At 34.4% G+C, this 21,465-nt stretch carries 17 protein-coding genes; 14 read left to right on the top strand and 3 right to left on the bottom strand.

Annotation, left to right across the window (positions count from 1 at the left end; all coding sequences use genetic code 11):
- Window positions 1-3: 3 nt before the first annotated feature.
- The 3 genes from ACMAWV_RS00985 to mfd form a co-directional block, all read right to left on the bottom strand.
- On the bottom strand, window positions 4-924 hold the full coding sequence (locus ACMAWV_RS00985) for a hypothetical protein (protein ID WP_412470466.1): 921 nt from the start codon (window positions 922-924) through the stop codon (window positions 4-6).
- A 90-nt stretch (window positions 925-1,014) separates the two neighbouring features.
- A complete protein-coding gene (locus tag ACMAWV_RS00980) occupies window positions 1,015-1,821 on the bottom strand; it encodes a peptidylprolyl isomerase (protein ID WP_412470465.1) in 807 nt (268 codons plus the stop codon).
- An 85-nt stretch (window positions 1,822-1,906) separates the two neighbouring features.
- Window positions 1,907-5,401, bottom strand: coding sequence for a transcription-repair coupling factor (gene mfd, locus ACMAWV_RS00975; RefSeq protein WP_412470464.1), 3,495 nt, complete (start codon window positions 5,399-5,401; stop codon window positions 1,907-1,909).
- Between the two features lie 152 nt (window positions 5,402-5,553).
- Between mfd and ACMAWV_RS00970 the strand changes: the two genes are divergently transcribed.
- The 14 genes from ACMAWV_RS00970 to ACMAWV_RS00905 all read left to right on the top strand — a co-directional run bounded on the left by ACMAWV_RS00970 (window position 5,554) and on the right by ACMAWV_RS00905 (window position 21,420).
- Window positions 5,554-5,970 (top strand): NADH-quinone oxidoreductase subunit A, encoded by a 417-nt coding sequence (locus ACMAWV_RS00970; protein ID WP_103218560.1) that lies wholly within the window; start codon window positions 5,554-5,556, stop codon window positions 5,968-5,970.
- Window positions 5,970-7,178 carry an NADH-quinone oxidoreductase subunit NuoH gene (gene nuoH, locus ACMAWV_RS00965; protein WP_412470463.1) on the top strand — a complete coding sequence of 403 codons (1,209 nt, stop codon included), beginning with the start codon at window positions 5,970-5,972 and terminating at the stop codon, window positions 7,176-7,178. The genes ACMAWV_RS00970 and nuoH overlap by 1 nt, the downstream gene beginning before the upstream one ends.
- 18 nt (window positions 7,179-7,196) lie before the next feature.
- Complete coding sequence (locus tag ACMAWV_RS00960; protein ID WP_393056979.1) at window positions 7,197-7,730, top strand: NADH-quinone oxidoreductase subunit J; 534 nt, start codon at window positions 7,197-7,199, stop codon at window positions 7,728-7,730.
- The gene (nuoK, locus tag ACMAWV_RS00955) at window positions 7,727-8,032 is read left to right on the top strand and encodes an NADH-quinone oxidoreductase subunit NuoK (RefSeq protein ID WP_103218558.1); all 306 of its coding nucleotides are present in this window, start codon (window positions 7,727-7,729) and stop codon (window positions 8,030-8,032) included. The genes ACMAWV_RS00960 and nuoK overlap by 4 nt, the downstream gene beginning before the upstream one ends.
- Window positions 8,033-8,053: 21 nt before the next feature.
- A complete protein-coding gene (locus ACMAWV_RS00950; protein ID WP_103218557.1) occupies window positions 8,054-10,237 on the top strand; it encodes an NADH-quinone oxidoreductase subunit L in 2,184 nt (727 codons plus the stop codon).
- 18 nt (window positions 10,238-10,255) lie between these two features.
- Window positions 10,256-11,788, top strand: a complete 1,533-nt coding sequence (locus ACMAWV_RS00945; RefSeq protein WP_233189724.1) for a complex I subunit 4 family protein — start codon at window positions 10,256-10,258, stop codon at window positions 11,786-11,788.
- A gap of 18 nt (window positions 11,789-11,806) precedes the next feature.
- On the top strand, window positions 11,807-13,282 hold the full coding sequence (locus tag ACMAWV_RS00940) for an NADH-quinone oxidoreductase subunit N (protein WP_412470462.1): 1,476 nt from the start codon (window positions 11,807-11,809) through the stop codon (window positions 13,280-13,282).
- A 1-nt stretch (window position 13,283) separates the two neighbouring features.
- The gene (locus ACMAWV_RS00935; protein ID WP_103218555.1) at window positions 13,284-13,583 is read left to right on the top strand and encodes a hypothetical protein; all 300 of its coding nucleotides are present in this window, start codon (window positions 13,284-13,286) and stop codon (window positions 13,581-13,583) included.
- 26 nt (window positions 13,584-13,609) lie between these two features.
- Window positions 13,610-14,434 (top strand): hypothetical protein, encoded by an 825-nt coding sequence (locus ACMAWV_RS00930; RefSeq protein WP_103218554.1) that lies wholly within the window; start codon window positions 13,610-13,612, stop codon window positions 14,432-14,434.
- Window positions 14,435-14,862: 428 nt separating this feature from the next.
- The gene (locus tag ACMAWV_RS00925; protein WP_103218552.1) at window positions 14,863-15,123 is read left to right on the top strand and encodes a hypothetical protein; all 261 of its coding nucleotides are present in this window, start codon (window positions 14,863-14,865) and stop codon (window positions 15,121-15,123) included.
- A complete protein-coding gene (locus ACMAWV_RS00920) occupies window positions 15,120-16,406 on the top strand; it encodes a hypothetical protein (protein WP_412470461.1) in 1,287 nt (428 codons plus the stop codon). Before ACMAWV_RS00925 ends, ACMAWV_RS00920 begins: the two co-directional genes overlap by 4 nt.
- Window positions 16,403-17,242, top strand: a complete 840-nt coding sequence (locus ACMAWV_RS00915) for a hypothetical protein (RefSeq protein ID WP_392993893.1) — start codon at window positions 16,403-16,405, stop codon at window positions 17,240-17,242. The genes ACMAWV_RS00920 and ACMAWV_RS00915 overlap by 4 nt, the downstream gene beginning before the upstream one ends.
- Window positions 17,232-18,221 (top strand): hypothetical protein, encoded by a 990-nt coding sequence (locus ACMAWV_RS00910; protein ID WP_412470460.1) that lies wholly within the window; start codon window positions 17,232-17,234, stop codon window positions 18,219-18,221. The genes ACMAWV_RS00915 and ACMAWV_RS00910 overlap by 11 nt, the downstream gene beginning before the upstream one ends.
- A 31-nt stretch (window positions 18,222-18,252) precedes the next feature.
- The gene (locus tag ACMAWV_RS00905; RefSeq protein ID WP_412470459.1) at window positions 18,253-21,420 is read left to right on the top strand and encodes a hypothetical protein; all 3,168 of its coding nucleotides are present in this window, start codon (window positions 18,253-18,255) and stop codon (window positions 21,418-21,420) included.
- Window positions 21,421-21,465: the final 45 nt, after the last annotated feature.

The following is a 21,465-nucleotide window of genomic DNA, read 5'->3' as shown; positions in this document are numbered from 1 at the left end:
CTTTTATAATGTTTTTACGTAGTGATTAGCTTTTTCACGCTCAAACCACATTTGTGTAACTTCTTTCGCTTTTGATTCATATAGAAGCGCTCTAATTCTATTCTTTGCATTTTGAAATAGAGAAGATTCAACAACGTCACGTGTTTTTACATAGAAAATATGTGTTTCACCCATCATATTGATTGGTTGAGTGAATTGCCCTTCTTGTGTCTTATTAAGAAGCTTTTGTAAGTCTGCAGTTAAACCATCTGCTGTGATATCTCCAAGTGTTGAAGTCTCAATAGATCCATACTTGCTAGGTAGTGGCCCACCTTTTTGGAAAGATTCCATTGTCTTCTTAAAACTTGCATAGTCTTTCTTTGTTACGATTGATTCATCAATAGAGAAGTCAACTAATGTGTATCGGTATGAAACAGTTTTATTGTTTACATTTTCTTTAAAGAATTCATTTTTAATTTCTTGTTCACTTACAGAAATTAATGGAATGATAACAACTGAATTAAAGTGATTGAATTCAATCGCTTCTTTGTTGAGTTCAAAGAACTCTTCAAAATTCGTATTAGACTTTTTTAGAAATGCGATTAGATCGTTACGACTAAGTCCTAGTCTTTGCTCTTTTCTTTTAATTTCTTTCTCTACTGTTGCATCTGAAATTACATAACCTTGTTCTGCGAGAGTAGAGCGAATAATAAATTTTCTAATGATAAGATCAGCAACTTCCTTGTCTGTATACTTCATTTCTTTCTTATAAATGAAAGGAGAAATATTCTGACGAATTGGAAGCGATTTCTTAACACGTTCGATCATCGACTTTGTTATGACATGTTCATCAACAACGGCCGTAATTTTATCTAATAATTTTGTATTTTTTGCTTGTAGATTTAATGTTGAAAAAAGTAGGGCCAAAAAAAGAAAAAGCCTCATGAACACCTCTTATTACTGTTCTTATATGTGCGATATATAGAACAATAATTTATCGTGCCCATGAGGCTTGTGCAAATTATTTAATCTTATTTACTTTAGATTTTTGTCTAAAATTTTAATATTGGCTTTTTTACGTAAGCCTGCGAAATAATCTTCGATGATTTTATCGCGCTTCCTGTCATAAACAAACTTTTTGTAAACGCCAAGATTGATATCTTCATACTTTTTCACACCAAGTACCTTGATTACATGATAACCAAGTTGTGTGCGTACTGGACGAGTGATAAATCCGTCTTTCTTACCCTTGATGGCCGCAAAATACTCAGGTGCCATAAAGAAAGCTGGTTGATATCCTACATCTCCACCAGTGTGAGCATTTGGTGATTGTGAGAATTTGTTTGCAAGTTCAGCAAATTTAGATGGCTCTTGCGTAACTTGTTCATGAATTTCGAAAATCTTCTTTTGAGCAGCATTGATCTCATTTTCTGAAGGAGCAACTCTAACTCTTAGTAAGATATGAGCTGTACGGTACTCTGGGAAGTCACTATAGAATCTCTTTACATCTGCATCAGTTACCTTAATTTTCTGGAATTCTCCTTCCAGATCTTTTGAAACTTGTGCATTGAATATAACTTCTTCAAGTTTTTTTACAACAATTGGATCTTGATCTAACTTTGCTTTCTTCGCTTTTTCCACACCTAATTTTTTATTAATAAGGTCTGTAAGCACTTTTTTCATTGTTACAGGATCATCAGAAACAACATACTTATTTAATAAGTAAGCTTGATCTAACTCTTCTTTTGTAATTTTCTGACCATTAACTTCTGCTACAACTTTTTTTGGTGCAGCTTCTAGTCCTAGTGCAAGTAGTAAAACTAAAATGATTTTACCGTACATATAGATATCCTTTTCAAATTATCGAAATCAAATTCTTAAACTATATCTAATTGTACCAAAAATTCTTAAAAACTTATAAATTTCACTAAGATGGAACTATTTTTTCCGCAATTTCCTGACAGAACTCGACTAATCCACTCGGAGATATTGTCGTTTTATTCGTAAAAATTAGCTTGAAGTCCGGTGTGAAACGATATTTTCGAGGCATTGCTAAGAAGTTATTTAAAATATTATTTCGAAGCTGTTCATTGGCTTCAACCATATTCTGATCAAATTGAAATACGATAGTATTGTCTATTAATTGCGCTGACTTTACACCACAAGGCATAAGGTGAGAGCGTGCCTCAAGAATAGCAATAAGCTGATTAAATTCCTCAGGGCCTGGCCCATAGATATCAAAGATTGTTTCTTTCAATGCAGTAATTTCATCGATCGATTTTGAGTTAGATAGCTGCTTGTAATATTTTAAGCGCTCACTCGATTCACTAATAAAGTGAGCAGGAATGAATGCTGCAAACGGAGTATTGATTTCGATATCCTTCGTGATAACTTTCTTTTCACCGCGAAGTTCTTGAATTGCTTCTGTAAGAAGTTCCATATAAAGCTCAAGACCAATGGCCTCGATATGTCCTGATTGGTGAGCACCGAGAATATCTCCTGCACCACGAATTTCAAGGTCACAATTTGCAATTTGAAAGCCACTTCCCATGTCAGCATAAGTTTGTAGTGCCTTTAGTCTTTTGGCCGCTACTTCAGTTATATTGCGATTATTTGGAACGACAAAGTAACAGTAAGCCTTCTTGTCTGATCGACCAATTCGTCCACGAAGTTGATGAAGCTGCGCTAGTCCATAGCGATCTGCACGATCAACAATCATTGTGTTTGCATTTGGTATATCAATTCCAGATTCGATAATTGTCGTTGAAATAAGGATTTGGTAAGCACCACTATAGAAAGCAGAGATTCGAGACTCGAGTTCTTTTTCGGCCATCTGTCCGTGAGCAAAAACAATCTTTGCATCAGGAACTAGCTCCCTAATATATGCAGTGTAATTTTCTATATCTTGAACGCGATTGTGTACGATAAAGACCTGGCCACCACGCTTTAATTCACGATTAATGGCCGATTGAATCGTATGATCGTCTTCTTTAATAACATAAGTTTTAATAGACTGCCTTCTTGGAGGAGCCGTCTTAATTAGTGCAAGATCCTTAAGTCCTAAGAAAGATAATTGTAACGTTCTAGGAATTGGAGTTGCTGTTAACGTTAAGAAATCAACTGATGACTTAAGCAGTTTAAGTTGGTTTTTATGGCCAACACCAAAGCGTTGTTCTTCATCGACAATAACAAGACCTAAATCTTTATAACGAATAGTTTTACCAAGAAGTTTATGAGTACCAACGATAATATCAATTTCGCCTTTTTCTAATTTTTCCTTTGTTTCTTTCTCATCCTTTCCAGTTTTAAAACGTGAAAGATAATCAATTCGAACTGGAAACTTTTCAAAGCGTTTAACAAAAGAATTATAATGTTGAAGGGCAAGAACCGTTGTTGGAACTAATACTGCTACTTGTTTTCCATCAAGTACTGCTTTAAAAGCCGCTCGCATGGCCACTTCTGTTTTACCAAAACCAACGTCTCCACACACAAGAAAATCCATCGCTGTACTTGCTTGCATTTTATCAATTACTGAATCAATGGCATTTTTCTGGTCTGGAGTTTCATTGAATGGGAATGAAAGCTCAAACTCTTTATAGTCATGATCAGGAGGAGAAAATTGAAAAGCCTTAGCAGAAGCTCTTTCTGCTTGAAGCTTTAAAAGATCAAAAGCTAACTTTTTAATCGATTCACGTGCTCTAGAAGTTAGTGCAGAGAACTTATTAGTTCTTAAGCTATCGACATTAACATTAAGTTCGCCGCCAGCATGCTTTTGAATTAGATTCATCTTATAAATTGGTACGAATACTTTATCATTACCTTTATAAAGAAGAACCAAATAGTCTGTTTTAGAACCACCAATGTCCATTGCTTCTAAACCTAGATATTTTCCAATACCGTGCTTAGAGTGGATGACATAGTCACCTTCTTTTAGTGAAGCAAGTTGTTCTGCAAAGAGATCGTAGTCGTGAATTTTTGAAACCTTGGCCTTATCTCTTCTAATTGAAAATAGATCACTATCTGAAATAGTAAGTAATTTATCACTAGGATAGAAGAAGCCTTCACTTAATTTAAATGGTACAAACTCAATTCGTTTTTTAATTTCACCATCAACTTCAAATGTTTCAATTAAGTGTTCAATTTCTTTGCGTGAATTTTCATTTTGAATTGTGAAAATTATTTTTCCAGAATATTTAAATTCACTTTTAATATGCTTAAAAAGACCTGTTAAAAATTCCTTTTTAACTAAGTAATTAATATCGTGGAAAGAGATATAAGATTTAAAAGGTCTAAATCCTAGATCGACAATATTACTGTCATTATCAAGGTTAACAGTAATATTTAAATGGTTGAGATTTAGACAAGCAATATCTCTCAGTCGCTCAATTGTTGATAAGTCATAAAAATATTTTGGTTCAGGAAGTAGCTCTTCACAGGCTTCAAAATCTTTCGCTAGCTCATCACAATAATTAGAATAAAAGTCTTCTACATTATCGCGATCAAAAATTGAAACTAGCCAATTATCATCTATATAATCGAGTAGTGTGCGTGTTTCTTCTGTATTAAAAAAGAGTGGTGTATAAATCGGATGATTTTCAAAAAGCATTCCACTTGAAAGCTTACTGAAGATATCATTTCTTTTTTCTAATAACTCTCTTTGATTTGCTCTAGGTCGCGGAATATTATTTCTTAGATTATTTGAATACTGAGATTCACAAAAAATAGTTGGCCCAGGTGCTATAATAATTGAATCAAGTTTTTTATCTTTAATAGTCTTTAATGTTTCTTTATCAATTTCATAAATTTCTTCAATCATTTCATCGAAGTAATGAATTCGAATTGGATGATGACCAACTGGATAAATATCAAAGATTTCACCTTTCTTAGAAAATGTCCCTTGTTCCTCAACAGTGAAAGAAGAACTGTAGCCAAGTTGAACTAATTTTCCTGCTAACTCGTCAGGAGAAATTATATCAGATTCATTAATTTCAATTTTTGTATCGCTAAAGAAATTAGCTGGTGGAACTTTTAGTCCAAGAGATTCTATTGAAGTGATAACTATTATTTCTCTATATTCTGAACGGATAATTTTTTCTAATGCTGAGTGTCGGGCAAGTTGTGCACTTTCTGACGCAAACATTCCTGAATATGGTGACGCGTCTAGTCCTGGATAGAAAACAAGTTTTGTTTTAGAAAAGCTTGTTTTGACTAGCTCATAGAATTGTTCTGCATCATCATAATCTTCAAAAATAAATAAATTCGATGGATTAATTTTACCATTTTTTTCTTGTAACAAGAACTTAGCAAATGCCCAGTGCTCCCTGTTAATACCGTCAATGGTAAGGTCGTGTTGCCTAGTGTCTAACCAGCTTTCTAGTTTTGTGCGTAGTGGTGCAAATAAATCCATGTCGTTTTTTAACATAAAATATAGTGAGAACAAAGAATTTATGCATTGGCCCATGCGTTACTAAATAGAAGATATTACTCAAAAAAAGAGGGGCCAATTTATTTCCAAAGTGCTAGTAATCGTGTAATATTTGGGAACTTACTTTACTTATACATGGAGATAAATCGATGTCGCAAAACTTTGACGTCTATATGCCGGTGTTAATTTTAGCCGCTGTAGCAGTAGTCGCTTTCTTTGGAACATTACTTGTCGGTCGTCTTGTAAGGCCAAATAATCCAACAGAATTGAAACTTACGCCATATGAATGTGGTGAGGAACCAACTGGTACTGCGTGGTCTAACTTTAACGTACGTTTCTATGTTATCGCTCTAGTATTCTTAATCTTTGATGTTGAAGGAGCTTTAATGTTCCCTGTTGCAACAGTTTATAAAAACTTTGTCGACATCGGACAGGGTGGTGCAGTTCTTGGATCACTTCTTCTATTCATTGTTATTTTAAGTTTAGGTTTAGTTTATTGCTGGAAGAAAGGTGACCTTGATTGGGTAAAATCTTTCCAAGCAAATATTAATGGAAAGGATAAATAATGAATTCAACGATTGTATCGTATTTATCACAAGCACCAGGCTACTCAATGGCCGTGGATGCACTATCAAAACTTTTAGGAACTGATGCAACTGGAATCGTAACGTTTTTACTTTTCTTAGTTTTCTCATTAATCGTTGTTGGAGCTCTTGCTACAGTTGGTGGTCTTGGTACTTATGCTGAAAGAAAGATTTCTGCTGACCTTCAAATGAGACAGGGTCCTAACCGTGTTGGTCCTTTTGGTATTCTTCAGTTTTTAGCTGATGGTGTGAAGATGATTCTTAAAGAGGACGTTGTTCCACGTGATGCGGACAAGTTCTTATTTAACATTGCTCCTCTACTAGCGTTAGTAGGTGTTTTCATGTCACTTGCTGTTGTACCATTCTCAAGTGGATTTACTCTAACTCACCTTAGTGTTGGTGTTTTCTACTTACTAGGTGTTTCATCATTAGTAGGTGTAGGTATTTTCCTTGGTGGTTATGCATCTAACTCTAAATGGTCAATGCTTGGTGGTATGAGGGGTGCTTCACAAATCATCTCTTACGAAGTTCCAGTAACTCTTTCAATTCTAGCAATTGTAATCATGACTGGTTCATTATCATTTAAAACAATTACAGAAGCTCAGGGTGGATTACCACACCAATGGTTTGTTCTTCATAACCCATTTACATTTATTGGGTTCTTCGTACTTTTTATTGGTGCACTTGCTGAAACAAACAGAGCTCCTTTTGATCTTCCTGAAGCGGAATCAGAACTTGTATCTGGTTACCACACTGAATTTACAGGTATGAAGTTTGCATTCTTTGCACTTGCAGAATACATCGAAGTTTTCGTTGTTTGTGGTGTTTGTGCTGCTTTATTCCTAGGTGGTTATCAAGTTCCTTTCGGTCTTGGTTCAGGTGAATTCGTAAATAAACTTATTCCTTCAGCTCACCCTATGATCGGTAAGCAAATTGGAAACTTTTTACAACTTGGATCTTTCGTAACTAAGACTCTTGCTCTTTATTACGTTGTAATTTGGATCAGATGGACACTACCAAGAATGAGAGTTGACTCTCTAATGGTACTTTGTTGGAAATATCTAACTCCAATTGCACTATTTAATATGATTGGTTGTGCTGTATGGCTTTACCTATTTAACGGTAAGTCTATGTGGGCAATTCTTGGAAAAGTTATCGCATCTGCATCTGCTGGTGCGGGCGGACACTAATATTTAAGGATATTTGAAATGTTTATTAACACAATGTTTTTAATTTCAGCAGCGGCTACAGTTATAGGAGCATTCCTTGTCGCCGTTTCAAAAAATTTAATGCATGCATGTATCTACCTACTACTTACTCTTTTTGGAGTAGCTGGTCTTTATGCAACTTTAGGAGCTGACTTCTTAGCTGCTACTCAATTAGTTGTATATGCAGGTGGTGTTGTAATTCTCATGCTATTTGCCATCATGTTAACTGGTGGGATCGAACAAGCTTACAATAAGCTAGGGATCAAGAAAGTAGCAGCAATGGGAACAACTAAGACATACACTATTGCAGCAATCATGATGCTTGTAATCAGTTTTGTATTAATGAAAATCCTAGCACCTGTACTTAAAATTCAAAAACATGTGCAACTGGAAGATATGCAATCAACAGTAGAAGAGATCGGAACTAAGCTAATTACAGATCACGTACTAGCTTTCGAAATTTCTTCAATCCTTCTTTTAGGTGCACTTGTTGGTGCTGCAGTAATTTCTAGACCAAGGAGATTAAAAAAATGATGACTTTATCTTCTTACTTACTAATTTCTTTCTTCTTATTCCTTGCAGGTATTGCAGTAATGGTAGCGAGAAAGAATATTATCGCGATCCTTCTTGGTGTTGAGCTAATTTTAAACGCAGCTGCTCTTAACTTTGCTGCGTACACAAGATACGCAAACCAGAATATTGACGGAAATATCATGTCACTATTCATTATTATTGTTGCTGCTGCTGAAGCGGCCGTTGGTTTAGCAATCGTGATTCGTTTCTTCCAAGTTAAAGATTCGATTCATATTGATGATGCAACTGAACTAAAAAGTTAATTAGAGATATAAGGGAAAAAAATGGATTATACGATTTCAAGTATTGCTCCAATTGTTCTACTACCGTTCTTTGCTTTCGTGATAAATGCGTTTATCGCTTCACGTTTTACTAGAACAGCTGTAGCAATCAGTTGTGCAGCAATCGCAGGTTCGACAATTTATGCGTGGAGAATTTTTAGCGACTTCGTTTTCGGAACGTACTCTGCTAATTATCACATTCACAAAGTATTCACTTGGTTTGACCTAACTGGTGGTGGGCAAGAGTTCGTAGTAAACATGGGTATCTATATTGATAACATGACTGCTGTACTTCTTATGATGGTTACGGCCGTTGCTACACTTATCCACGTTTTCTCAACTTGGTATATGAAAGATGACATGAACTACGGTAGAAACGGTCGTTTCTTCACTTATATGTCACTCTTTACTTCTGCAATGCTTGGTCTTGCACTTTCAGATAACTTATTTTCAGTATTTATCTTTTGGGAGCTTATGGGATTCTGTTCATACTCTCTAATTGGTCACTACTACGAGAAAGAAGTTGCTGGTGCTGCTAACGTTAAGGCCTTCATGACAACAAGAGTAGGGGATGTTTTCTTCCTTCTAGGTATTGTTGCTCTTTGGACTGTTGTTGGTTCAGTAAGTTTTGTAGACCTATATAAAGCAATCGATGCTGGTGGATTAGCTGGTCAGGCGGTACTTGGTATCCCTCTAGCAACATTTGCAGGTTTCTGTATCTTTATGGGAACAATTGGTAAGTCAGCGCAATTCCCTTTAAACGTTTGGCTACCAGATGCGATGAATGGTCCAACTCCATGTTCTGCACTTATCCACGCTGCGACAATGGTTGCTGCTGGTGTTTATCTTTCACTAAGAATTTACCCGCTTCTTGATGCTGGTGGACTATTAACTCTTGTTGCTTATATCGGTGGTATTACTGCTTTCGGTGCTGCAACAATTGCACTAGTTCAAACAGACTTTAAAGCGGTACTAGCTTTCTCAACAATCTCTCAACTAGGTTACATGGTACTTGGTATTGGTGTTGGGTCATATAATGCTGCATTCATGCACCTGATTACACACGCTGTTTTCAAGGCATGTTTATTCCTAGCTGCTGGTTCTGTAATTCACTCACTTCACGATCACCACACGCATGCTCACGTACAAGAGATGCCAAGAATGGGTGGTCTAAGACATAAAATGAAATTTACTTGGATTGCAATGTGGTGTTGTACTCTTGCAATTGCAGGTATTCCTTTCTTCTCAGGTTTCGTATCGAAAGATAGAATTCTAGGAGATGCTTTAATTGAGGCACTTCACTCACCAGTAATGATTGCTCCGGCAGTTCTTGGTTTCATGGGTGCACTTCTTACAGCTTTCTATATGTGTCGTATGATGTTCCTTGCTTTCCACGGTAAGCCAAGAGACAAAGAAGTTTACGATCACTGTCATGAAGAAAAGCTTACTTGGAACAGAAACGTACCTCTACTTATCCTTGCGGTATTTACTCTTGGTGTTTGGTTCTCTGGTTCATTAACAGGACAAGGTTTTGTTAAAGTTGCAGATAAAGCAAACGGAAAATATGAGTGGTTCCAAACTTTAATTCAAAAACCTAAGAAAGGTCAGTTTGAAAATTATAAGCGTGAGCAACTTGGACAAATTGATGTACGTGAAAAAGGTACATTTACAACTTCTAAGTACGACTCAACTTACGGACTTTCTGAAGAAGAAGCACACCACATCCACCAGGTTCACTATATTGGTGCTGGTATGTCGATTGTGATTGCTTTTTCTGGTGTATTCATCGCGATGATGATGTACCTATGGGGTAAATGGAATCCAGGATTCTGGGTTAATTCGTTTAACCGTTATTACAGAACTCTACAGAATAAATACTTTATGGATGATCTTTATATTGGTGGATTCATCAAGAAGGGATTACTTCCATTTAACAACCTATTAGCTAAGTTTGACATGGGATTCTATGACAGATACGCCGTTGATGGTTGGGCTTCAGTTACGAAGTTTATTATGAGAGTTTCTGCGTGGTTCGATAACTTATTTGTCGACACAATGATGGTAGATGGTACTGGTGCAAGTGTACGTTTATTTAACGTTATCTTAAGAACTTTCCAAAACGGGAAGATCCAGTTCTACATCGCAATGATTATTTTAGTACTATTTGGTTATATTTTAGCTTTATAAGAGAATTAAGGAGTTACAGTGAACGCACATTCTAATCTATTAAGTTGGATTCTGTGGATGCCTATGATCGGTGTTCTTGGGGTACTTTTATTACCTAAGACGAAAGAGACGGCAATTAGAGTATGGTCTTTGATTAATACTGTGATCACGCTGGTTTTATCAGGTTGTCTATACATGAAATTCGACAACACTGTGCCAGGTATGCAAGAAATGTTTACAATTAAACATTCTTGGATTTCACAGTTTAACATTTTTTATCACCTAGGAATTGATGGTATTTCATTACCAATGGTTCTTTTAACTTCGCTACTTTTTGCGATCTGTATCCTTTCTTCATGGACAGTTAAAAAGCAAGTTAAGGGATACTTTGCATTACTACTAATGCTTCAATCAACTGTTTACGGTGTATTCTTATCAATGGATTTCTTCCTGTTCTATGTTTACTGGGAAGTAATGCTAATCCCAATGTTCTTCCTTATCGGTATTTGGGGTGGTGAGAACAGAGAATATGCAGCTGTTAAATTCTTCTTATATACATTCTTTGGTTCAATCCTAATGCTTGTTGGTATGGTTGCACTATACTTCGTAACAGGACAAGGTGTTGATTCATTCAATATTCTAGCGCTTTCAGGCGGTAAATTTGTAAACGAAACTGTAAATATCTTTGGTATGGCACTTCCATTTGCAAAAGTATTCTTCGTAGCACTTTTCATCGGTTTTGCAATCAAGGTTCCAGTTTTCCCATTCCATACTTGGCTACCACACGCTCACGTACAGGCACCAACAGCGATCTCAGTTATCCTTGCCGGTGTACTACTTAAGATGGGTACTTATGGTTTCCTAAGAATTGCATTCCCAATCTTCCCATCAGCTTCTGTTTACTTTGCAGATGCTATCGCATGGCTAGGTTTAATTAACGTTATTTACGGTGCGTTCTGTGCAATGGCACAAACAGATGTTAAGAAACTTGTTGCATACTCTTCAGTTTCTCACATGGGATTCGTAATGCTAGGTCTTGCTGCTATGACAGTTCAAGGTATGAACGGTGCTGTTCTTCAGATGTTCAACCACGGTACTTCAACAGCTATGATGTTCCTTCTTATTGGTATTCTTTATGAAAGATCTCACCACAGATGGATCGTTAGACCAGACGGAACTAAAGGTTTTGGTGGTCTTTATACACAATTACCAAAATTCTCGATTGTTTTCATCATTGCGATGTTCGCATCAATGGGTCTTCCAGGACTTTCAGGTTTCATCTCTGAAGCTCTAATTTTCCTAGGGATCTACAATAGATTTACAACAATTACTGTTCTTGCAGTTATTGGTCTTCTTCTTGGTGCTGCTTACCTTCTATGGATGTTCAAGAGAATGTTCTTTGGTGAAGTTATTGAAGAAAACAAATCTTATACAGATATGAATGCTAGAGAAATCTTCTACATGGTTCCACTATGTATCGCAGTAATCCTATTTGGTATTTGGCCATCTCCATTACTAGATATGATGAAGGCTTCTGTAGGTAAACTAGTTTCATTATTAGCGACTTTTTAATAGTCAATAGGTGAAGTGATGGCTTTAAATTATTTAGCGAGTATCTCACATTATATTCCGGAGCTTTTAGTATGCTTCACGATGGGGGCCTTAATCCTCATCGAAGCTACTTACGGAAATGATGAAAAAGGTAGCTCAAAGAACATGTTTTACTGGGGTTCAATGCTTGGACTACTTTGTGCGCTTATTTATCAAGTCAAAGGACTTGGTGTTGAGCCGACACAAATTTTTACTAAGTCTTTAGTTATTGATCACTTCTCAGGTTTTGCAAAGATCGTAATGATCCTAAGTACAGCTGGTGTTATTTATCTTTCTAAGATTTCAAAAGATCTTTACGAAGGAACTAAAGCTGAATACACAATCCTTGCAATGGGAGTTTTAGTCGGTGGGATGCTTCTAGCTTCTGCAAACAATATGCTTCTATTCTACTTAGGTATTGAAACACTTTCACTACTTTCATATGCAATGGCCGCTCTTAAGAAGAACGATGAACGTTCAACTGAAGCAGGTCTTAAGTATGTTCTATATGGTGGTGTAACAGCTGGTATGATGTTATTTGGTATGAGTCACATCTTTGGTGTACTTGGAACGATTAACTTCTCTGAACTTATGCCAATGCTAACAACTCTTTCAACTGAGCAAACAGCAATTCTTATTCCTTCATTTCTACTTTTCTTTGTAGGGATTGGTTATAAGATTTCTTGTGTTCCTTTCCACATGTGGTCTCCAGATGTTTACGAAGGTTCACCTCTGCCAGTTACAGCATTCTTCTCACTAGTTCCTAAGTTTGCAGGTATCGTAGCATTTGCTCGTCTTACTCAAGTATTCTTTGGTGGTGATGTTGGTGTTCTTAAGGACTCTTGGTTAGTTCTTCTAAGTATTGTAGCTGCTCTTACAATGACAGTTGGTAACGTATCAGCAATCGGTCAGCGCTCAATTAAGAGAATGCTAGCTTTCTCTTCAATCTCACACGCTGGTGTAATGATGCTTGGTGCGATCGTACTTGGTAAATCAGGATGGACTGCAATTCTTTTCTATTCTGTAACTTACTTATTTATGACACTTGTAGCTTTCTATGTTGCTTCATTTATTCAAGATCACTACGGTAATGATCACATCGATCGTTTCTCTGGTCTTATTAAAAAGCATCCGGCTATGGCAATTGCTATGGCAATTACAATGTTCTCTTTAGCAGGTCTTCCTCCTTTATCTGGATTCGTTGCAAAGTTCAACATTCTAGCTGCAATTATTGATAAGAAATTCTACGTACTAGCGGTAATCACAGCTCTTAACTCTGTAATCTCTCTTTACTACTACATGAAAGTTGTTCGTGTAATGGTTCTTAAAGATGCTGAGTCTGATGAGCAAATTGGTGGCCTAGGATTCGTAAACCAACTAGTAATCGGAGCTTACACGCTTCCAGTTGTACTTCTTGGTATTTTCTGGCAAAAGCTTATCGCTCTTGCTAACGGAGCATTGCTCCTAATTAAGTAGTATGGAATTAGTACTACTAACATCTTTAATTTTCTTTTTAATTCTTGGGGTAGTCTTAGGCTACCCCTTGTTTTTCAAACCTAAAGTGGCCCAGGCTCCATTTAAGAAACTTAATCGCGAGTCTCATCTGGCCAAATCTAATTTAAAATCACTTAAAGCTACTTTTAAACTTCTTATTGTCTTTCAAGTTGTGGCCATGATTACAGTAGTGATTCTAGGTGCTCAAACCCTAGATTTTTACAAAGAAGCGTATTCAATATTGATTGGTCTTGCTACAATTTTAATACTACTAATTTTGTAATTATCTAAAATTAAAGAGGATAGTTCTTGGAACTAATTATTACTTTGCCACTATGGCTTATCGTTATTCAATTAATGGGTTCTCTTCTTAATTCAAAAGAGATACTACCGATCTTAAGTTTAAAGAGGTACTTAGCTTCAACTCACAATATTGAAAGAGTTGATGCTCTAAGTTTTAATTCTTTTATAGTTATTTTGTTTTTAGCTATTTTTGGACAAACACTTAGTGCATATTTCTTATTAACTAATGAAATACGCTACATCTTGCCTTTTTATGCTCTAATTATTGCAACTACAGTTTTTGTAGGTATTTTCAGATTTAGGCTATCACTTATTCGTTCAGAAATAATTGAAAAAACACAAATTGTACTTACTCAGGCAATTATCCTAAGCATATTATTATTAGTTTATTCCCTGATTCAATCAAATATCTTTCTCTTAAAACTCTGTTTCAGCTTACCGTTATTAATTCTTTTTTATACTACTGAAGTTGAAGTTATTAAGGCCGGCACTATTTATTCAGATAAGAAGTATATAAGCATACAGTGTTCTTACGTTAGACTCTTATATCAGTGTTTAGTTACTTTATTCTTTATCAATTTAACTTTTACTAATAGTGATTGGTCACATTTATTTAAAGCTAAATTTGATTCAGTACCACTATATTATTTTGTCTTAACGTTATTTGTACTCTTTTTTCAGGCAGTGTTAATTATTTTAAGTAATACATATTTAAAATTTCAGCCTTTGAAAGATTACTCGACAATACTTCTTAGTGCGAGAAGTAGAACTGTCTATAGCTTAGTGGTTGTTATGATTCTATGTATAACAAAGGTATTCAATGTATTTTAATATCTTAATTATAATATTTTTCTTATTAGCGGCATTCTCTAGAAAGAGATATACAATGATTATCTATCCAATATCTCTTACGATGTTACTTCTAAATTTTCTAGGAGTATCTTCAACGGTATTATTGTATTTCTTATTTATTTTCTTATCACTTTTTATATTAATCTTAAGTGTTATTGAATATTGCTTTCCAACCTCAGAAGTACGCTTTAAGCGTTTTGAATACTTACCGTACTTTTTATTTACGACAATTATACTAGGTGTGTTTTCTGTTAATATTTATCACCTTAAAAGTTCTGGTGGTTTAATTGGGGCCATTAATAACTTTAATGTCGATACACATGTTGATTGGACAATATTACTGAAATTTAGTGTTTTGCTTGTGTTTATAGCATTTTTATCAATTGTAAATTTAGATGGAGATAAGAATGCATAATATCGATCCATTTTCACTTCTTTCAATTTTATTTGTTATAAATATTGGCGTTTATCTTTTTACGAAGAGATTTACTAAGAAGCTGTTTTCTCTTTTTACTATTATCACAATTTTTCTACTACTGATCGATTTAAGAGTACAAGAGTCGATTAGCTTAGGAGATGGTGTGATGATCTTTATTTATTCTGCACCAATCTTCTTAATCATTAATTCTATTTTTAAAGAGTTTAAAGTAAGGCAGGGGTTAAAATGATTTATATAAATATCTCATTATTTATCCTTTCTCTAATAGGATTACACTTTAGTAATCGTATAAATAATTATGGAAAAGCATTTATTAGTATTTTTCCTATTTTATTGAACTTTATTTATTTCTTCTCCGGTGTCGAGTTTGATTTTTTCAATACAATTATACCTTTCGTTCTCTCATATCTAGTTATTGATCAGGGGCAACGTAAGGTTTATGAAGTACTTCCATTTGCAGTTTTACTTCTGCCAGTTGATATAAATCTAAAGATAATTGGTTTTAGTGCATGTAGTTTATTTAATTTTGCCAAGCCTGATTTAAAATATCGCTCTTTGGATATTTTGAAGATTGCAATTATTTGCTTTTTAACTTTGGTTGATAAATCTACATCTTTTAAGTATTTATTTACAGTATATTTAGTTTTAAGTTTTATGCATTCAAGCGACGAAGATTTTGCAATTACTGACGGTGTGATCATGTCGGTGTTATTGCTTTCTAATATTCAGCATATATCTCCAACGCTTAATGTTTTTCTGATTTCATTGTCAATTTTACTATTTATAACTGTAATCAGTAAGGCAACTATATTTAAAACAGTTTTCTTACTTTCTTCAATCATAGCGGTACTATTAAATTTAGAAACCTTACTTATGTCGATTATAGTTTTTTATTACGTAAGTAAGTCACTTATTACAACAAAGAATCTATTAGTTTTAGAGTCAGAAGTACTAAAAAAGTACTTTTCTTATGAGCTTTTTGATCAGATCTGGATAGTTGGTTTACTCACATTAGCTTTCTCTATTCAAAATTTAACAATTATTATTTTGAGTTTTGTTATTGCCATCATAATCTTATTACTGAATACGGATTCAACAATACACAATAAGTTCGGATTACAATGGTTTGAGTTTCTTTATAGTTTGATAACAATGAGCCTAATTTCATTCGGTTTAATTTTATTTCAAGGGGCCATCGGTGAGGTTGATAAGACTTCTATTTATTATGCGATTAGCTCTTATCTTATATTGAGTCTTATAGTGTTTGGATTTGTATCGAAATTACCGGTTAGTGTTTCTTTAATCGGAACAAAAATTAATTTAGGTAACTTAAAGCGATTTGCATTTTTAGATGGAGTATTTGCTCTTAAGGATAGCTCTAAGCAGCAGTTTAATATTCAAAAATCGCATTTGGGCGTATTTGCTCTATCATATCGTAGTGTACGAGCATTAAGCATGATAATTATGGCCACTTATTTTCTAGTATTAATTATTCAGGTGGTAACTAAATGAGAATAAATAGAGATCATCTAACATTTGCGACTTCGATCATCCTTTCTACACTTCTGTGCTTCTTCTTAAGTGGCGTAATGTATTACACTGGTTTTTCAGGATTAAGTTTAGGGATAAACTTTGGTTTTCTTCCTGTGGTTGGGGCGCTTTTTACTCTATATTTAATGAGAAAGTCAGATTCATTAAGTTTAACACTGATGGCACCGTTGTCCTTTGTCACATTTGGTGCAGCAAACTTGGCAACATTTGTACTGGCATCAATGTCGCTACTATCAATTGCTAAGTTACATAACTTTAAGTTTTTAGCTTATTTATTTATAAATTTATTAGGACTGTTAATTTTTAAAGATAAGTTTTATTACCTTTTTTACGCGCTTGTCATATCATCTTTGATTTTCATATTTTTCTCTAAAGACGATAGTGTTTTTTTATCACTTTTCATCTTAAAATATTTAACTTTAATTAATTATTCTGATTATGTTGTAAGTACGTCTTTGTTAGTAATACCACTAATTGTAATTTTATTAGTTTTTCTTCACTTCAGAGAAGGCGTTACTAATTCAATTAATATCCTTGCGATATCTATTTTATTATTAAATGAAGTTCATGGCCTACCGTTATTATTAACGGCTTTAAGTTTACTCGGCCTATCTGAATTTATTAAGGGATATAAGGATCGCTTACAATTTATCATTACATCGAATATAGCGATGCTAACGATTATTTTATCCCTTTCATTTCTTACTGGACTAGCGAAACTAATACCGTTAGTTGTTCTACTCTCAATTTTTGTCGAGTTCTGTAATAAGAGTGTGGAGTTAAACCATGCAAGCTAGTTTTTATTCATTACTACTTTTTTATCCTGTAACATATTTTTTAAATTCAATTTTAGAAAAGTATTCTGGAATTAATGAGAAGCAGAGAACTTCAATACTATCAATAATATTTCTGGGTGTTTTCTATTTCTTATTTAAAGACTATGTTTTTTCTTCAACAGAAAGAAGCTACTTCGCTGTAATGGCCGTAACTTTCTCTTTTTTCTTTTTTAATAGTAAGGGAGATCTTCGATCTTTATTCAAAGGTTTTACGCTCCTTTGGTTCTCACTTTTTAATATTTGGAATTTTACAGGTGTTACGGATATTGTTCTTCTCTTAGGGGCTTTATGTTTCTTCGATACAGATAAAAAAAGCGAACATAGTTTATTTTATATACTTGCTTGGATTGTAATTGCTGTTGTTTATTTCTTTGTGAAAGAATTTCAAGGCGTAGAGTTGGGTAACTTCTTTTACGAAATTTTGATTGTCGTAACAACGGCACTACTAATGCCTAAAGAGAAGAATCGTCCTTATCTATCGATTCTACAGTATATTTTCTGTCTTTCAGTATTAGAGAGATTTATTGGTTTAAATATTGAGCTTAGTCCTTATTTCTATCTTCTATTCCTAAGTCTGCAAGTTATCTTTTCTTTTATTAAAGTAGATACTCGCTTTCAAGCGATTCAATTGATGTCGATTTGTTTAGCAAGTGCAATTATCTATTTGCCGACTTTTGGTCTTGATAGTTTTTATCAGTTATTTCTAGTCGTATATTTGTTAGTTTTTGCAAATAAAGTTGATTATTCGCCACTAGTTTCTAAGCTCATGAGCATTATTCATGTAGCTTATCTATTTCTTATTGGGCATATAGTTTATTTGCATATTGATTATTTAACGAATTTACAGTTACTTTCAACGATATTCCTGATTATTTCGCTAGCTTACAGGCAAAATATTTTTGGTATTGTGAAAAATAGTCCACGCAAAGCCTATATTTGATTTAATTTCATATACTTAGGATAATAAAGGCATGATAAAGTTTCGTGTCAAAACCAAAGCAAATAAGGTTTTGGGCCCCTTTGTATTTTCCGAATTAATTGAGCTGGGTCATAAAGATGCAATCGATGATTCGTGTCTATTCCAAAAATTTCCAACAGGGGATTGGGCCCCTGTAAATGCTATTCCAGAACTTAGTGACCTTTTCAGAAAAATAGAAGAGCCTACACAAGTTAAAGATAAAACAGAAAAAGAAGTGAAATATGCTCAAACAGATAGTGAGCAAAAACATCATACGTTAATAGGCGAAGATAAAACCGCATTTAATGAATTCAAATTTTCGAAAGATAAAGATATTGATATTGACTATCAGGAAATTGAAGAAAAATTTAAAGCGAAAAAAGAGCTTGAAGATGAAGCACGAGACGAAGTCGAATTAGAGGAAGAGCCTCCTGCAATTGATAAAACAGTTCTTGTTAATGTTTCAAGTCTCAAAAAACAAAAGCAGCAAGCAGATGACGATAAGGATATCGCAAAGACGGTTGTCATCAATAATTTCAAAGATGAATTTGATCTTGATGACGAAGATGATGATAATGGTGAATCAGGTGAATCCAAAGAAAAAGAGCCTGAGCCAGAGCCTGAAGAAATCGTAGATGCAGATGCTGCAACACAGATGTTTAATCTTGCAGAACTTAAGAGGGAAGAGCTTCCTACAAAAACTGAAGATTATAGTGATATTGAACTTCAGATTATGCAAGAAGAGCGTAGACTCAAAAAGAAGCCTAAAAAGAAAATTATCGAGAAGAAGGCCGAGAAAAAAATAGTAACAAGTAATAAGAAAAGAAACCTTACTGTTGCACTCTTTTTGGTCGTGGCCATTATATTTTTAATGCCGGAAGAAAAGAAGGAAATTGAGACAGTAGTTGTTCCAAAAATCTCCTTTCCTGTTGCAACTGAAATCGCACAGCCTCAAAAGGCTCAAATTGCTTATACAGAAGGTTTGGCATTTTTTAAAAAAGATGGATTCGTAAACAGAATCAGTGCTGCAAACAAATTTAATCTTTCACTTCGATATAAGTTCTCAGGTAATCCGGCGATAAGTAAACTAATTCATTCGTATAGTGATTTACTAATTGATACTCAAAATAAGTTTGAAGCGGGACAAGTATTATCGAAGTTGATTAGAATCGAAGACTCTAAGCTTTTATCTGATATTGACGTTGTAATTGGTGCAGCTCAATTCTATGCTTACTTTCAAAAGTATGAAACTGCCATATTTACAATAGAAAGATATAATTATTTAAAATCAAATAAACCATCGATTAAGCTATTTTCAATTTATCTAAATTATCTACTTAAGGCGGGAGAGCTTGAAAAGGCAAAGATTGTCTATGATAAGCTTTTTAACGCAAAAATTAGAACCGTCGAATCTATCGATGCGATGGTTAATTATTTGCTTTTAAATGAAAATAGTACTCAGGCCTTAAAGCTTATTACAGAGAATCAGTCTAAATTTCAAAGTGATTATAGATTTCTAATCATCTATGGTGATTTACTTTTAGAGTTAGAAAAGATGGGGGAGCTTAATAAAATTGCATCAATTTTGATTGCAAAATACGGTGGTGGATCTCCTTATAATTTTGCTCAGGGTTTAAAATTTATGGGCTTTGTTAAAGCTTATAATAAAGACATCCAGGGGGCGACTAAGCTTTTTCAACAATCATTAAAAATATATGATGACGAATCTCTACGCGATACACTAGCAACTTTGGATGTTGCAGGTAGTGATCTTACACAGAAGGTTATTTCAACGAGTAAGATAAAAGTCTTAATTAGACAATCTAAGGACGAAGTCGCTCTTCTAAACTGGGATAGAGCATTTGAGTTGGCCCTTAGAGCTGTTTCATTAGATGAAACAAGTATTGATGCAAAACTCTACTTAGCAGAGTTGCAAGTTAAAAGAGGGTATTTTGACTTTGCTATCACGACGCTTACAAAGCTAAGAGCATTACATCCAGTTAACCCACGTATCAACTACGCACTTATTAAGGCCAATATAATGTCTTATAAGAAGGATGAGGCCAAACGCTTATTATCGGCACTTTCAACAAGTGAGAAGTTTAGAGAGACCTTTGAATTTCATATGTTACTTGGTCTTTACTACAATCTTATTTCAAATGATAAAATGGCATTTGATAAATTTAAAGCAGCCATAAGAGTTAACCCATTAAGTGATGTTGCTCAATTTGAAATGGCCAAAATTGCTTTTAAGAATAAGAGATTCAAACAAACTAAGATTTTCCTTAATGAAGCGATGGGACTGAATCCTTCTAATATTGATTATAAGATTTTAAATAGTAAGGTCCTTTATGAAACAGACGGTGTTACAACCGCTATTGGATATCTACGCCAAGAATTATTAGAGCATAGAGATAATCCAAAGTTATATGGCCAAATTGCTGTCTTCTACTATCGTGATCAAAACTATGAAGCTTATCGTGAAATGAAAGAAGTGCTAGATCGTCTTAATAAGAAAGATGGTGCACTTTATTCTTACTTAGTAGAAGTTTCAGAAATTGAAAGAAATTATAAAGAACTTGTAGAGAATGCTATTAAGTTACTTGTCTATGAGCCTGGAAATCTTCTTGTAAGAGAGAAGTTGATTATTACTTATATTCATATGAATAATTTTGGCCTTGCTAATCAACATATCGATATTTTAGAAAAGAGATTACCTACATATCCTAGAATTAATTATTATCGTTCTAAAATTTTATTCAGCCAGAGAAAGTTTAAAGAAGCAGAGAAAGCAGCACTTGTTGAAATTGAAAAGCATCCTAATTCTGAATTTGGTTACTATGTACTAGGAGAAATTTATTTAATAGGCAAAAAAGTTCAGGAGGCCAAAAAGAATTTATCTAAGGCAATCCAGATTAATAAGAACTACTTTGATGCGATCTTTTCAATGGGTAAGCTAACGTTTCAAACACGAGAGTTTGTACCCTCGCTACAGTTCTTTCAGCGCGCTAACAGGCTTAATCCGAACGATGCGGACTTAAATAAGATGATGGGATTTCTCTATAAAGAGCTAGGTCAACCTAACCTTGCGATTGATAAATTTCAGAGATATTTGACGCTTAGCCCAGCTGCAAGAGACAGGGAAAATATTCTTGCATTAATAAATGCATTAAAGCGTTGACAAATGTGTGTAAGAATCTTAATAATATATCTCACGAATGCAAAA

The sequence above is a fragment of the Halobacteriovorax sp. RT-1-1 genome, from assembly GCF_047085455.1.
Classification (GTDB): Bacteria; Bdellovibrionota; Bacteriovoracia; order Bacteriovoracales; family Bacteriovoracaceae; genus Halobacteriovorax_A.
Note: the sequence above shows the minus strand (reverse complement) of the source record. Positions and strands in the feature narration are given on the sequence as shown.

Bases quoted from the DNA above. Each gene is read 5' to 3' on its own strand.
- ACMAWV_RS00920 (WP_412470461.1), top strand. From the start codon at position 15,120: ATGATTTATATAAATATCTCATTATTTATCCTTTCTCTAATAGGATTA.
- nuoH (WP_412470463.1), top strand. From the start codon at position 5,970: ATGAATTCAACGATTGTATCGTATTTATCACAAGCACCAGGCTACTCA.
- ACMAWV_RS00960 (WP_393056979.1), top strand. From the start codon at position 7,197: ATGTTTATTAACACAATGTTTTTAATTTCAGCAGCGGCTACAGTTATA.
- ACMAWV_RS00950 (WP_103218557.1), top strand. From the start codon at position 8,054: ATGGATTATACGATTTCAAGTATTGCTCCAATTGTTCTACTACCGTTC.
- ACMAWV_RS00910 (WP_412470460.1), top strand. From the start codon at position 17,232: ATGCAAGCTAGTTTTTATTCATTACTACTTTTTTATCCTGTAACATAT.
- ACMAWV_RS00980 (WP_412470465.1), bottom strand. From the start codon at position 1,821: ATGTACGGTAAAATCATTTTAGTTTTACTACTTGCACTAGGACTAGAA.
- nuoK (WP_103218558.1), top strand. From the start codon at position 7,727: ATGATGACTTTATCTTCTTACTTACTAATTTCTTTCTTCTTATTCCTT.
- ACMAWV_RS00915 (WP_392993893.1), top strand. From the start codon at position 16,403: ATGAGAATAAATAGAGATCATCTAACATTTGCGACTTCGATCATCCTT.
- ACMAWV_RS00925 (WP_103218552.1), top strand. From the start codon at position 14,863: ATGCATAATATCGATCCATTTTCACTTCTTTCAATTTTATTTGTTATA.
- ACMAWV_RS00985 (WP_412470466.1), bottom strand. From the start codon at position 924: ATGAGGCTTTTTCTTTTTTTGGCCCTACTTTTTTCAACATTAAATCTA.
- ACMAWV_RS00970 (WP_103218560.1), top strand. From the start codon at position 5,554: ATGTCGCAAAACTTTGACGTCTATATGCCGGTGTTAATTTTAGCCGCT.
- ACMAWV_RS00940 (WP_412470462.1), top strand. From the start codon at position 11,807: ATGGCTTTAAATTATTTAGCGAGTATCTCACATTATATTCCGGAGCTT.
- mfd (WP_412470464.1), bottom strand. From the start codon at position 5,401: ATGTTAAAAAACGACATGGATTTATTTGCACCACTACGCACAAAACTA.
- ACMAWV_RS00905 (WP_412470459.1), top strand. From the start codon at position 18,253: ATGATAAAGTTTCGTGTCAAAACCAAAGCAAATAAGGTTTTGGGCCCC.
- ACMAWV_RS00935 (WP_103218555.1), top strand. From the start codon at position 13,284: ATGGAATTAGTACTACTAACATCTTTAATTTTCTTTTTAATTCTTGGG.